General features: G+C 33.9%; 13 protein-coding genes. 6 read left to right on the plus strand and 7 right to left on the minus strand.

Annotation, left to right across the window (positions count from 1 at the left end):
- Position 1: 1 nt before the first annotated feature.
- Positions 2-718: a precorrin-6y C5,15-methyltransferase (decarboxylating) subunit CbiE gene (gene cbiE / locus BD31_RS01150; protein ID WP_008297164.1), complete on the plus strand. Its 717-nt coding sequence runs from the start codon at positions 2-4 to the stop codon at positions 716-718.
- Here cbiE and BD31_RS01155 read toward each other — a convergent pair.
- Both BD31_RS01155 and BD31_RS01160 read right to left on the minus strand, forming a co-directional pair.
- Entirely contained in the window at positions 715-1647 is a 933-nt protein-coding gene (locus tag BD31_RS01155; RefSeq protein WP_008297228.1) for a cupredoxin domain-containing protein, read from the minus strand. The genes cbiE and BD31_RS01155 overlap by 4 nt on opposite strands.
- Positions 1648-1732: 85 nt before the next feature.
- Positions 1733-2197, minus strand: coding sequence for a stage II sporulation protein M (locus tag BD31_RS01160; RefSeq protein ID WP_008297120.1), 465 nt, complete (start codon positions 2195-2197; stop codon positions 1733-1735).
- A gap of 148 nt (positions 2198-2345) precedes the next feature.
- Between BD31_RS01160 and BD31_RS01165 the strand changes: the two genes are divergently transcribed.
- A complete protein-coding gene (locus tag BD31_RS01165) occupies positions 2346-3791 on the plus strand; it encodes a DNA-directed DNA polymerase II small subunit (RefSeq protein ID WP_008297158.1) in 1446 nt (481 codons plus the stop codon).
- On the opposite strand, the gene BD31_RS01170 is transcribed toward BD31_RS01165, so the two are convergent.
- On the minus strand, positions 3768-4973 hold the full coding sequence (locus BD31_RS01170; RefSeq protein WP_008297126.1) for a Cdc6/Cdc18 family protein: 1206 nt from the start codon (positions 4971-4973) through the stop codon (positions 3768-3770). The genes BD31_RS01165 and BD31_RS01170 overlap by 24 nt on opposite strands.
- A 486-nt stretch (positions 4974-5459) precedes the next feature.
- Here BD31_RS01170 and BD31_RS01175 point away from each other — a divergent pair, with 486 nt between their 5' ends.
- Positions 5460-5849, plus strand: a complete 390-nt coding sequence (locus tag BD31_RS01175; RefSeq protein WP_008297177.1) for a hypothetical protein — start codon at positions 5460-5462, stop codon at positions 5847-5849.
- A gap of 4 nt (positions 5850-5853) precedes the next feature.
- Here BD31_RS01175 and BD31_RS01180 read toward each other — a convergent pair whose 3' ends face one another.
- The 3 genes from BD31_RS01180 to BD31_RS01190 form a co-directional block, all read right to left on the minus strand.
- Complete coding sequence (locus tag BD31_RS01180; RefSeq protein WP_008297290.1) at positions 5854-6015, minus strand: AbrB/MazE/SpoVT family DNA-binding domain-containing protein; 162 nt, start codon at positions 6013-6015, stop codon at positions 5854-5856.
- 125 nt (positions 6016-6140) lie between these two features.
- On the minus strand, positions 6141-6743 hold the full coding sequence (locus tag BD31_RS01185) for a winged helix DNA-binding protein (protein ID WP_008297282.1): 603 nt from the start codon (positions 6741-6743) through the stop codon (positions 6141-6143).
- A 139-nt stretch (positions 6744-6882) separates the two neighbouring features.
- On the minus strand, positions 6883-7245 hold the full coding sequence (locus BD31_RS01190; protein WP_008297154.1) for a hypothetical protein: 363 nt from the start codon (positions 7243-7245) through the stop codon (positions 6883-6885).
- Between the two features lie 65 nt (positions 7246-7310).
- On the opposite strand from BD31_RS01190, the gene BD31_RS01195 reads away from it, so the two are divergent.
- Positions 7311-8063, plus strand: a complete 753-nt coding sequence (locus BD31_RS01195; RefSeq protein WP_008297157.1) for a phosphoglycerol geranylgeranyltransferase — start codon at positions 7311-7313, stop codon at positions 8061-8063.
- Positions 7999-11454 (plus strand): DNA polymerase II large subunit, encoded by a 3456-nt coding sequence (locus tag BD31_RS01200; RefSeq protein ID WP_238536026.1) that lies wholly within the window; start codon positions 7999-8001, stop codon positions 11452-11454. The genes BD31_RS01195 and BD31_RS01200 overlap by 65 nt, the downstream gene beginning before the upstream one ends.
- A gap of 2 nt (positions 11455-11456) precedes the next feature.
- Here BD31_RS01200 and BD31_RS01205 read toward each other — a convergent pair whose 3' ends face one another.
- Positions 11457-12779: a serine hydroxymethyltransferase gene (locus BD31_RS01205; RefSeq protein ID WP_008297091.1), complete on the minus strand. Its 1323-nt coding sequence runs from the start codon at positions 12777-12779 to the stop codon at positions 11457-11459.
- Positions 12780-12882: 103 nt separating this feature from the next.
- Between BD31_RS01205 and thsB the strand changes: the two genes are divergently transcribed.
- Positions 12883-14589: a thermosome subunit beta gene (gene thsB / locus BD31_RS01210; protein ID WP_048097311.1), complete on the plus strand. Its 1707-nt coding sequence runs from the start codon at positions 12883-12885 to the stop codon at positions 14587-14589.
- Positions 14590-14602: the final 13 nt, after the last annotated feature.

Below are 14602 nucleotides of genomic sequence, written 5' to 3' on the forward strand. Positions count from 1 at the left end.
ATTGGGAAAAGTTTTTGCTGTAGGTGTTGGACCAGGTTCTCCGAAATATGTAACAGAAATAGTAAAAGAGATTCTATTGAATTGTGATATTATAATTGGTTACAAGTATACCATGAAAACTATTGAGGATTTGATCAAAGGAAAAGAGATCTATGAGATTACAATGAATAATCAGGAAGAATCATACCAAAAAATTCTTCCGCAACTTGGTGACAGAACATTAGTCATTCCATTTACTGGGGATGTTAATTTTTCAGAATCAGAAGTTGTAGATAGATTGATAGAGATTTTTGGCGATGTAGAGATTGTGCCAGGTATTAGTTCAATTCAAGTTGCAGCTTCAAGAGCAAAGATTCCTCTCGATAAATCCAAAGTAATTACAATGCATGTTACAACTCCAATTGAGGATAAAAAATTAGAATTACAAAAGGCTTTGATTGATGGGTTTAGTGTTATTTTGGTTCCAAGGCCATGGCCAAAACAACCAGACAAACATTTTATGCCATCTGAGATAGCAACATATCTTCGAAAACATGGTTTTGATACTAAAAAAATGAAAGTTCATGTTTTTGAAGCGATAACAACTGAAAATGAGACTAGTTTTACAGGAACTGTAAATGATTTGGAAGGAAAAGAATTTTCTGATTTGTCTGTAATGGTGTTTAATCAAGCAAGTTTAGATTCATACATGAATTACAGATGGCAGTGGGAAAATTAATTTCCTTGTTGATTATTAGTTGTGCCCAAAATCAGATTATTTGAGTTTGGAAATACATATGCGACAATTCCCATCCAATCATAATCTGGATCATATAATCTATAGAATCCTGCATCACTTAATGTAATACTAACAGATTTTCCAGGTAGAATTTCTCCTGAAGTTATTCTGCCATCTTCTGTGTATCTATTATAACGATCTCCATAGTTTTCTGTACCGCTTAGAATACTGTGTGAAACAACATCATCATTTACAATAGTAATTGTAGTTCCTGGTACAACTGAAATTCTATCTTGTGAGAAATATCTCAATCTTAGTGGATCTGAAGTACTTTGAGTTGCAGCTGCATTTTCTCTTGCTGACCCAACATCAATGTAAGAGCCAATCCCTTGAGTTGATGAACCTCTAAGAATATGAAGTGTCAATAGATCGGATTTTTTTGACTCTGTAGAAACGGGAATTATTTTAGTTAATGTTGATAATTTTGTTGTGTAAATTATTTTGTATGTATTATCAGGAGTTGTTATTCGGCCTGTAAAACCATAAACTGACGCATCTTTACTTTCTTCAACTAACCTTCCAAAAAAACTAATTGATGTATCAAATCCACTTGAACTTTCAATGTTTCCATTTATTCTAATATAACGACCTTCACGCAAAAACTTTCCATTTAGTTTTGAAATAATAAATTCATCATCATCTAGTGTAACAAAACCATCTTCTGCAAGAAAGTTAATTGTACTTCCTGTTTGTTGCTGAGAAGATAAACCAAGATCAATTTCAGATATTCTGATAACATCTTCATTAATGGCAAATCCAGAACCTTCTAAAAGAAATGCCTGATTCTCAGAAATTTCAGCAAATGCCTCATTTACAAAATATCCTGATGAGATAACAAGCAATGCTAGTAGAGAAATACTTGCCTTCATGATTAATGTCTCTTTAAATTTGGTTTATAATTTACTACTAAATTATTTTAGACTGAATAGGCAAATTCACGGGTAAATCTGGTAATTACAAACCAGGTATCAGTAGACCTTCTTCTTGAGCCAATTCTATCATGTAAAATTCAAGATAGCCTCCAGCTAAGAGAAGACCCACAACAATTCCAATTTCAATTAATGTTGGTTTGATTAACGGTACCAAACTGATCTTTTTACTAACTGCTCTTATCAAAATAAAACTTCTAGATATTCCAAATGAATATGCAACAAGTTCCATTAATCCAAAGGGAGATAAGAAAAGAATTGAAAGTGGTGGAATGTCTTCAAGTTGTGGAGCAATAACAGCTATTGAAGCAAAGGCAAACCCTGTAGACCAAGCAGAGAAAATTCCCCATGCGACTCCAAATCCAGGGATAAACATGGGTAAGGCAATAGCCGTATTGTGAGCAAAGATTCCAATGGCATCAATATCTAATACAAGTTCTTCAAACTCAGACATGAAGATATTGGCTTCATTCTCACTAACAGATGACATTGAGCCAATTTGATAAGCAGCCACAAAAATGCCTAGAAAGATGAAAAATGTAATTATCCTTACTCTATTCACAATTATATTTTCGGAACATGATATTTGAGGGTTAGTGTAGGCGCAGATTTAATTAAACCAAATTGTATTTTTTTGTATGAAAAAGGAACTTTCCTTTGCATTAAACTATGCATTAAACAAAGGATTCCAAATTCATCCAGACGCTTTTAAAATTTTAGAAAATGTTGATGTAAAAAAATTAGAGAAGATAATTAAGGAAATAGTAAGGGAAAAGACAAAACAGAAATTATTTCAAATTAATCAAGATGATTTGGAGACCTATCTTGGAATCAAAGAGGACCTAACACTTCAAAACGAAGTCAAAGTAATATCTGAACCAACCAATAAAATAACATCTGGTGAGGGGGTTAAAGGTTACAATGCTTTGTTTTCTAGTCGTTTTAACAAACTTAAACGAATTATTTCAGATAGGCCAGAATCAAGGATGTTAAAATCTGCAGCTTCTGTTAAAACTACAAAAACTGATGATGATATCTATGTCTGTGGTCTAGTCTCAGTTAGAAACACTGAAAGAAACATCACAAAATTAGTTCTTGAGGACCCTTCAGGCTCATTTGAAGGAATTGTTTTTGATAATGAATTGCAAAAGACTGCAGGAACTCTTCTAATTGACCAATTTGTTATGGCACGGGTGGGTTTAGCAAATAATTCAGGATATATAATCAAGGATTTGATATTGCCAGATATCCCAGAGCAGGCCAAAAATAAGTCAGAGACTGAAGCATATGCGGTTTTTCTTTCTGATTTGCACATAGGAAGCAAATACTTTATGGAGGAGGAATTTGCAGAGTTTGTTTCATGGATATCTAGTCCTGATCCAACTGCAAGAAAAATTCGTTTTGTTTTAATCGGTGGAGATGTAGTTGATGGTGTTGGAATTTATCCAAACCAGAATAAAGAATTGGTCTGTCTAACCATTCAAGAGCAACTAAAAAAGGTTGAAGATTTGATTGACAAAATCCCTAAAAATGTAAAGATCATCATAATGCCTGGAAATCACGATCCTGGAAGAAGGGCATTACCACAGCCTGCCATACCCAAAAAATACAACTCAGGTTTGTGGGATAGAGAAAACGTGATAATGGTCGGAAATCCTGCTGTAGTCTCATTGAATGGTGTTAGAGTAATGATGTTTCATGGACAAAGTATTGACGATATTGTAAAGACTACGCCTGGATTAAGTTATGACAAACCAACTAATGTCATGAAACATCTCCTTAGAGCAAGGCATCTTAGTCCAATTTATGGTAGTCAAACACCCATAGCGCCTGAAATGGAGGATCTTTTGGTAATTGAGGATATTCCAGATATTTTTCATGTTGGGCATGTTCATAGAGCAGAATTAGACATGTACAAAGGAATACTATTGATTAATTCAGGTTCATGGCAGAAACAGACTCCTTTTCAAGCTAGTGTTGGAATGACTCCAAATCCAGGAATAGCCATAATGGTGAATTTGAAAACTTTCCAAGTTTTTCATGAGAATTACAGTTCAAATTTAGATAATATCTTGCAAAGTTAGTTCATCTTTGAATGATTTTTTTATCATTTCTGATGATATTGTAAGTTTGTATTTTTTAGTTCTACCATGAATTCCTTGGTGAATTAGTCTTCCAGAGATTAATCCAGATAATTCAATTTCACTTAGCATTTGTGTGATTCTTCTTTGAGTTAGTTCATCTTTCCCGACAATCTTACAGAGGTTTTTGTATGAAGAGTAAATCTCACCAGTAGAAGAGCCATTTGCCTTCATTATTGCGATAAGTACTAGTTTTTCATGAAGTGGGAATGATTTGAGAGATTTTTCTTCTTTATTTTCTTCAATTTTTTGGGAGGCTTCTCTAACATGTTCAACAGTGACTTTGTCAGATTGTTGTCGCTCAGCAAGTTCGCCTGCTACACGAAGTAAATCAATGGCTCTACGAGCATCACCATGTTCTCCACCTGCAAGAGCCGCAATGAGATTTAGAGCAGGTTCATTTACAGAGTTTTCAATAAATGATTCGTTGATTCTTTCTTGAAGAATTTTTTTGATTTGTTCAACATCATAATTTGTGAATACAACCTCCTCTTCCCCTAGGCTGCTAATTACTCTAGGATCTAATTTTTCTTTGAATGTAAGATCATTTGAGATTCCAACTAAGGTTAAAGAACCTCCTTCTTCAAGTCGCTCGTTTGCCCTAGTAAGTTGGTAGAGAATATCCTTGCCTGTTTTTGCCACTAATTGGGCAAGATAATCGATTTCATCAATTACAAAAATTGCATTAAGTTTTCCGTTTCTTATTTTAGTTAATAGCCTTTTGAAGACTTCGCTAATTGCAAGGCCAGTGTTTGGTAATTCCTCTTCTCCTAAACCTAATTGTCTGCCTAGACTAACTAATAATCCGTATAATGTTGTCTCTTCTTTAGAGTTAGTGTAAATCAATTTTATTGGAAAATCTGATTTTTCTACCCTTTCTTGGATTTTGTCAATAACTCTTCTTACAACTAAGGTTTTACCAGTTCCGGGTTTTCCATAAACAAGAAGATTGGATGGTCTTGATTGTTTTAGAATTGGTAATAATGATTGTGTGACTTGTTCTAATTCAGATTCTCTATGTAAAATAATCGGTGGTTTGTATGAATAATGAAGACTTTCTCGATTCTTAATAATTGACTTTCCAGATTCAGCTGCATCAAGCATTCTATCAATAGGGTCAGACATACTCACACACCTTCATTTCTTACCAACATTATCATACTCATATCTGAATTAAGAGAGTATAGAATAGAATAGTAATTGTAGTTTAGTTTGTAATTAATTATTTTTAGTTAGTTTTAGTTTTTCTAAAAAAAATAATTTAAAAAAAGATAGAGTGGAAATAATGGTGTGTGGGTTGTTTGAAAAAACCAAATTAACATTTTTGTTAATGAAATGTTAAGAAATCCCCCAAAAAACCCATTTTAACCCCTTTATTTCCATTCCAGGCGTTAAGATGGTTGTTAACAATGTGAATATCCTCATCTCTACCCCAATATTTCCACTCCAGGCATGGTAATATCTTGATTTTGGTAATTAATTGAAATTTGGTTGTTAATAACAAAAAACAGGCTAGGCATGGATTACGCAGTCAATGTTAACAAACTAATTTGTTAACAAACATGATCGGATCCATTGAACTGTTAACATCTGGCTTTGTAGATCTCAAAGATGGCAAAAAAACGTATTCGAATAGATATGGAAGATGCAGATGGCGCTCGTTATGATATTAAATTAGAAGGTAATGTGACTAGAGAAAAAGTCCTTAAAATATTTGAAATGATGGATTTGATGAATATTGAAGAAGAGATGCCTGAAACAACAAATATGGACTCAATCGGCTCTAAAATTTGGTATATTGTAGATAAATTCTTCCCAATGGGCAAATTCACATCCACTAATATTCTAGAAAAATATGAGGATGAGTTTAATGAGCCTGTAAAACTTAGTATAATATCCACTTATTTGTCTAGATTTTCTTCAAAAGGTAGGGTGGATAGGACTAGAACAGGTCGTGAATGGACTTATCAAACAATTAAGATTGGCCAAAAACAACATTAATCATTCAAGAAATCATAACTTTTCTAACTATTAATCGATCTTTTCCAAGAATCATTTTAACATATTCACCTTTTTGAATATCCATGAATTTTCTAAACTGTTTTGGGATTGAAATTGTGCCGGCAGAAGTTATTTTTACCAAAACTTCATTCTCTTGTACTGACATATTATTACTATAAATTAATAATATATATAATTTATTAAATTATATAATTAATAAAATAATATAAAATTAGCCTTATTTCCATAAAATATACATCAAACATTACAAAAATAACTTTGAAAATTCAATTATGCAGCTGATGGACTAGATTCAATTTGTTCTACTTTTGCTATTCCCTTTTCAGTAATTGAATAAGTATATGGTTTAGTTTCAGTATTTCTTTGTACATATCCTTCTTCAAACAACTTCTTCATTAATCTTGAAGTATGTTCTCTACTCCGCTTTAATGTGATTTGTATATCACGTGATGTCATAGATTTGTTTGTGATTAGATGCAACACATGATCTATCGGGTTTGTGTGATTTGTATTGGGAATATTAGGCACATAAGTCTCCTTTTCAGGAATAACTTCATGTTTGATACTAATTTCACTCTTTTTTTCTTGAACCTCATTCTTTGCTAATCTTTCTAGGAATTGTTTTAGTTCTAGATTAGGATCCTCCGATTTCTCCTCTATTCCTTGTATTTCTAATGCATCCAGGCGTATTTTCATATCGATTAACTGCCTTTCATAGTACTCTAAACGTTCAACTTGTGATGAATCATAGATTTCAGTTCTAGATTTTACAAATGGACGTATTTTGTAGTATGCATACAATCCTACTAATCCAATTGAAAATGCCAAAATCACACCTAAAATCACTTCAGGTTCAGGAATTTCTACTAACATCACAACTTTTATGCCTAAATCGTGATTTATTGTGATTGAACAACATTATTTCACACTTTGGATTGACAAACTCACACATCCAATCACAAACATTATCACAACTAATTCAACTTAATGACTTGTACTGTAATCACACAAATCACATATTACATGCCTGACGAACGAGCCTGTCAATCACACTGATGACCTCATCCTCTCTTTCTGGGAATATATCACTCTCATTTATCACACTAATTTGTTCTGAAAGTTTGGATATCACATCTATATCATCAGGTAAAAGTATGCCTAGACCACGTAAAAGTATGATTGAGTAATACAATCCAATTAATTTCTCTCTAGATTGCCCAACTTGCCTGTAATAGGCACCTTTCGTTATGGAAAATTTAGATTCTAGAAGATCTTTCTGATTTAAAATAATTTCAATTTGTCGCTCTGTAAACAGTGATTTTTTGATAATTTTACTAATAATATTGTTAAATTTAGATACTTCAATATCGTCCATAGCTATACAAATCTGTATATCGGTATTCCAATTAAACTTTAAAGAGCCATATACAAATCTCATTTATGGCTGGAAATGAAGTTGAGACATTCTTAAAATCAGAATTAAAAAAGAAAAATGCATTACTATTTGTATTAATTGATTCAGAGGTGTCAAATTTAGAGGCATCAAGTAAACTAGCTAAAGATGTTGAAAAAATTGGAGCTTCTGCTATCTTAGTTGGAGGTTCTTCTGCTACTGATCAAATTGAAATGGCTCAAGTCGTTAAAGGTATTAAAAAAGGAATTAAAATTCCAATAATTCTATTTCCTGGTAACATTACCGGTGTCGTACCTGATGCCGATGCGATATTATTCAGCTCTCTAATGAATTCAGAGAATCCTTATTTTATCACCCAAGCACAGGCTTTAGGTGCTCCTAGTGTTCTAAAATTTGGTTTAGAACCACTTCCAACTGCTTATTTGGTAATAGGAGATGGTACATCTGCTTGGTTTATTGGTTCAGCAAGAGGAATTCCATTTGAAAAACCAAAAATTGCAGCTGCATACGCCCTTGCAGCTCAATTTCTTGGTATGAGATTTGTGTATTTAGAAGCAGGGTCTGGGGCAAAAACCAATGTTACGCCTGAAATGGTAAAGACTGTTAGGCACGCATTTAATGGTTTTTTGATTGTAGGTGGAGGGATCAGAGATGTCAAAACTGCTCAAAGTTTGGTTAAGGCAGGAGCTGATGCCTTAGTTATTGGAACATTCCTTGAAAAGGGAGGCAGCATCAAAAAACTCGAGGAAATATCAAAAGCAATTCAAAGAAGCAAGTAATAGAATACATACCATGTCTGAAAACGATGCAATTTCTCGTATTAGTGGTATTAAGATGCCTGAATATTATCTTGAATATTACTCAAATCTCTCAACTGATACCTACTCAATTTTTGAGCATGCTGCAAAAGCAAAATCAAGTCTTGTAGATTCTTCAGGAATTATAGAGCCAAAAATTGCATTTGATTTAGCAGATCGAGTTGCTAAAATGCACGAAATTGATATTGCTGAACCATTAAGAGAGATTCTTAAAATTAATGGAAAAGAACTCTCTGCATTAATCCTTTCAAAAGAAATTGCGATGGGAAAATATTCTCTTCCAGATGCATCTTTAGAAGAGAAATTAGATCTTGCAGTTCGTGTTGGGCTAGCAATTGTAACTGAAGGTGTTACAATTGCACCCTTACAAGGAATTGACAAAGTCAAAATAAAGAAAAATAAAGACGGTACAGAATATCTTTCAGTTTCAATTGCAGGACCTATGCGTTCCGCAGGAGGTACAGAATCTGCTGTAACAATGCTAATTGCAGATCATGTGAGAAAAATAGCTGGTTTAGGCAAATTTCAGGCAAACTCCTTTGATGATGAAACAGGTAGATTCGTTGAAGAATTAAGAATCTATGAAAGAGAGGCAAGTAGTTTTCAATTCCATATTTTAGATGAAGATATTGAACATGTAATATCAAATCTTCCAGTAGAATTAGATGGTGTAGATACTGATCCTTATGAAGTTGTAAATCATAAGGGTATGACTCGTATCAAGACCGATAGAGTTAGGGGAGGCGCTTTACGTGTTTTAAATGACGGACTTATTGGACGTTCCAAAAAACTTCTCAAAAGAATTGAATTGTATAATCTAGATGGATGGGAATGGCTTAATGATCTTAAAGGTGCAGTTCAAACAGGTGAAAATCAAGAGGACGCAGCAGCTAAAAGAATGCGTGAAGTAATCACGGGCAGATCCGTATTATCAATGCCTAACAAATTAGGTGGATTTCGATTAAGATATGGACGAGCCTGTAATACTGGCTTTGCAGCAGTTGGTATTCATCCTGTAATTGCTGAAATCCTTGATCATACTGTAGCCGTAGGTACACAAATCAAAATAGATATTCCAGGAAAGGGGGCCACTATTGCCTTTGTAGACTCAATAGACACTCCAACTGTCCGTCTGAAAAACGGCAATGTCGTAAAAATTAGAGATGTAAAACATGGATTAGAAATTAAAAATGAAATTGAAAAAATACTTCATCTAGGCGACATACTAATTTCATTTGGAGATTTCCTTGAAAATAATGCTCAACTCGTACCTTCCGCATATGTTGAAGAATTTTGGATTGAAGAACTAAAACAAAAAATCCAAAAATATGAACCAAATGATCAATTTCTAAACCAATTTCTAGCTAGATTACCTACACTTGATGAAGCATTAAAAATCTCACTTGATTTTAAAATTCCACTACACCCACATTACTTGTATTATTGGGATTGTATTTCATCAGATGAACTTGTTAAACTTTTGGAACCAAATAAAGTCACTACAACATCAATAGAATACCCAATAGAAATCAAAAAAATTCTTGAGAACTTGGGTACTCCTCATAAAGTTGAAAATGATGTTATAATTCTTGAAAACCAAGAAGCAAAAATTTTCTTTAATTTGTTATTTAGACAAAAACCAACAATAAGTGATTTATCAGTTCCAAAAATTCTAACCCAAGCATCTGGTATTCAAATTAACAATAAGTTCTCAACTTCAGTTGGGGTTAGAATAGGAAGACCGGAAAAGGCTGCTGCTAGGCAAATGAAACCTCCAACACATGTGTTGTTTCCAATTAGTGATAAAGGAGGACCAACTAGAGATCTTCTTAAAGCATCTAGAAATGAACACTTTTTTGCTGATATTTTCAATAGGCAATGTAATCAATGTAACCAACCATCTATTGGAATCAAATGCTCAATTTGTGGTACAAAAACAACAATTACTTACAGATGTACAAATTGTAGAGATGAATTAACTGAGCCTTTTTGCCAAAAATGTAAACGTAAAGCACCAACCCACTCACACAAAGAATTTCCACTAAAAACAAGATTACTTTTAGCTCAAGAAAAAATGGGGCTTCGTGCAAAAGAACCATTCAAAGGAGTAAAGGAATTGATCAATCAAGATAGAATTGCCGAACCTCTTGAAAAAGGATTGACACGACAAAACTTTGGATTAACTACCTTCAAAGATGGAACTGTTAGATTTGATGCAACAAATTCACCAATAACTCATTTCAAACCATCATGGATAGGAACTTCAATTGAAAAATTAAAAGAACTTGGATATTTTCATGATATTGACGGAAAACCACTCGAACACACGGATCAAATTATTGAGATTAGAATGCAAGATGTGATAATTCCATATGAAAGTGGTAATTATCTAGTCTCTACTTGCAAATACATTGATGTTCTTTTACAGAAATTTTATGGCCATTCTCCATTTTATAATGTTCAAAATTCTAAAGATCTAATTGGACACCTAATAATTGGTCTGGCACCACATACTTCTGTTGGAATAGTTGGACGAATAATTGGATATACAGAAACACATGTTTGTTTTGCAACACCGAATTGGCATTCTGCAAAAAGAAGAGATGCTGATGGTGATGCTGATTCAATCATGCTTCTGATGGATAGTCTTCTAAATTTCTCAAGACAATTCCTCTCAGATAGAATTGGTGGATTGATGGATGCACCATTACTTGTACAACCTCTCGTATTACCACATGAATCTCAACCACAAGCTCATAATCTCGAAGTTACTAAATCACTCCCATTGGAATTCTTTGAGTCTACTCTTACTCAGATTAAAGCATCAGATATTTCATCTGTTGAAATTATTAAAACACGACTTGAAACTGAAAGGCAATTCTATGACTACTTTTTTACTCACTCCACTTCATCATTAACCACATCAAAATCACGTAGTGCATATTCCACTCTTGGTTCAATGCTTGACAAATTTGATATGCAAGTCAAAAATGCTGAATTAATCAATGCAGTAGACACTTCGGAGATTGTTTCAAATGTTATCTCTACCCATCTTGTTCCAGACATAATGGGAAATCTCAGAGCATATGCTAGACAGAATTTCCGATGTACCGGGTGTGGAAAATCATTTCGTCGAATGCCTCTTATCCAAACTTGTCTTTGTGGCCACAAATTAATTCCTACAATTACACGAGGATCTGTTGAAAAATATCTCAAACTTGCAAAAAGACTTGTAGAGAAATACGATGTCGGTGAATATCAAAAAGGAAGAATTCATGCTTTGTCCGATGAAATTGAATTAGTATTTGGTAAGAGTAAAGGAGATCAATCACTTCTTACTGATTATGACTAAATTTATCTGAGTTTGACGTATTCGTAAGCACCTAATTTATTATCAAAACAGAATTTCACTTTCTGAAAGTTCTTTCTGAAAGATTTCACTTTAGAAAGTATCTTCTTTGGATCCTTTTTCTCAATAACAACTTGTTTTATGAATGATGCAATCTCTTCCATCTCGTTCTTTTTCATTCCAAGTCGTGTGATTTCAGAAACTCCTAGTCTAATTCCACCTGGATGGAAATAATTTCGTCCAGCTTTGATATCTCCCGGAATAAGCTGTCTGTTTACTATGATGTTGGCTTTTTCTAAATTAGCTTCTACTTTACCACCATCAGAATAATCTAAAACATTCACTGCAATCTGATGTGATTCAGTAAATCCTCTACTTTCTCCTAATACTTTGAATCCTGCATTACTAAGAGCTTCTGCAAATGCCTTGGCATTTTTTATAACCTCAACTGCATAATCTTTTCCAAATTCTAAAGCCTCAGCAAATGTCACAGCTTTTCCAGCCATATGATGGATATGATGACTACTAGTAAGACCAGGAAATGTTGCTTTTTTGATTACCTCTTCATGTTTTTCAGAACCTAACACTAAACCTCCTTGAGGTCCAAACAGAGTTTTATGAGTGCTCATAGTCATTGTATCTGCTCCTTCTCGTAAAGGATCTTGGAATTTTCCACCTGCGATTAATCCTGCAACATGAGCTGCATCATAATTGATATGCATATCATAACTTTTTAGAAAATCTGACAATTCTTTAACTGGATGTGGAAATAAAAATAATGAACCACCAAACATTGCCATCTTTGGAATTCTGTTTTCTTTTTTAAGATCTTTTACTTTCTGTTTTGTTTTATCAATATCAATTGTCATCTCTTCTGCATCAAATGGATAGAATTCAATCTCTAACCCATGAACCAAACCTGCAGTTCCGGAATGCTCTTTTTTCCCATGAGAAATATGTCCACCTGCAGGGATTGAAGGTGCCAACATTATATCACCTGGATTTGTAAAAGCAGAATATACTGCCAAATTTGCAACAACACCCGAAATTGGTCTTACATCGGCAAATTTTGCTTTAAATAATTTTTTAGCTAGTTTCATGCATTCAAATTCAACATCATCAATGTACACACAACCAGCATAAACACGCTCTCCAGGCCACCCTTCAGCATATCTATTACCAAAATCAGAAATTATTGCCTCTCTGACAGCCGGACTTGGAATATTTTCACTTGCGATTAATGGAATTGAATTTTCAAACCATTTATGATGCTCCTTTAATTTTCTAAAAATTTTATCATAAGATTCCTTATTTGCCGATTTAACCATATTCTGCAACTTAATTTTCCCAATTTAAAAACACCGATGATGTGCTGATTTCATATTTTCTGATCTGGAAGGTATAAAAGGGGAATTGGGGGTTTTTGCATCTATGGGTATGCAAGCTACATCAAAAGGAACTATGCCAGTTGTATTGCTAAAAGAGGGTGGTTCAGAAACTAAAGGTAGAGATGCTCAAAAGAATAACATTGCTGCAGCCAAAATTATTGCTGAAATCGTTCATACCAGTCTAGGTCCACGAGGAATGGATAAAATGCTCGTTGACTCCTTAGGTGATGTAACTATTACTAATGATGGTGCAACCATCCTAAAAGAAATTGATGTTCAACACCCAGCAGCAAAAATGCTAGTTGAAATTTCTAAAACCACTGATAACGAAGTAGGGGATGGTACAACTTCTGCCGTTATCTTAGCAGGTGCTTTGCTTTCACAAGCTGAATCATTAATTGATCAAGATGTGCATCCAACAATTATTGTTGATGGATATAGAAAAGCTGCAAGAAAAGCAAAAGAATATCTTGAAACTATTGCAGATACAATCTCTCCAAATGATAAAACTATTCTAAATAAAATTGCAAAAACTTCAATGCAAACTAAACTTGTAAGAAAAGACTCAGATCTTCTTGCAGATATAATTGTAAAATCAGTATTGGCTGTTGCTGAAAAGAATGGTGAAAAGTATGACGTTGACATTGATGATATTAAAGTAGAAAAGAAAGCAGGAGGATCTATTAAAGATTCAATTATTATCCAAGGTATTGTTCTTGACAAAGAAATTGTTCATGGAGGAATGCCAAGAAGAATTAACGATGCTAAAATTGCATTAATTAACACAGCATTAGAAATTAGTAAAACTGAAACCGATGCCAAAATAAACATCTCTAATCCTCAACAACTAAAATCATTTCTAGATGAAGAAAATAGAATGTTAAAAACAATGGTCGACAAAGTAATCGGCTCTGGTGCAAATGTTGTTTTGTGTCAAAAAGGGCTTGATGATATGGCTCAACACTATCTTGCAAAAGCAGGAATAATCGCAGTTAGAAGAATTAAAGAAAGTGATCTTACAAAATTAGCAAAAGCTACAGGTGCAAGAATAGTTACTAATCTTGATGATCTTTTTGAAAAGGATCTAGGAAGCGCTGAACTTGTTGAAGAAAGAAAAATTGAAGAAGACAAATGGGTATTCATTGAAGGATGTAAACATCCAAAATCTGTTACATTACTTTTGCGTGGTGGCTCGCAAAGAGTTGTAGATGAGGTTGAACGTTCTGTTCATGACGCATTAATGGTTGTAAAAGATGTAATTTTAAAGCCTGAAATTGTTGCAGGTGGAGGAGCTCCAGAAACATTTGCTGCAACAAAAATTAGAAACTGGGCTAAATCTCTAGAAGGACGAGAACAATTAGCTGCAGAAAAATTTGCTGATGCTTTAGAAGAGATTCCTTTAACACTTGCTGAAAATGCCGGTATGGATCCAATTGACACACTAACACTTCTTCGTTCAAAACAACAAAAAGGAGAAAAATGGACTGGAATTGATGTGATGAAAGCAAAGATTGCTAATATGAAGTCTAGTGATATCATTGAACCACTTGCAGTTAAACTTCAAATTGTTTCCGCAGCTGCTGAAGCTGCTTGTATGATTCTTAGAATAGATGATGTTATTGCTACTCAGAAATCTGCTGGCGGACCACCTGGTGGTGGCGAAGGTGGAATGCCTGGAATGGGTGGAATGCCTGGAATGGGTGGAATGCCTGGAATGGGTGGAATGCCTGACATGGGCGGAATGATGTAAATTATTTTGAAAA

It is taken from the genome of Candidatus Nitrosopumilus salarius BD31 (assembly GCF_000242875.2).
Taxonomy (GTDB): Archaea; Thermoproteota; Nitrososphaeria; order Nitrososphaerales; family Nitrosopumilaceae; genus Nitrosopumilus; species Nitrosopumilus salarius.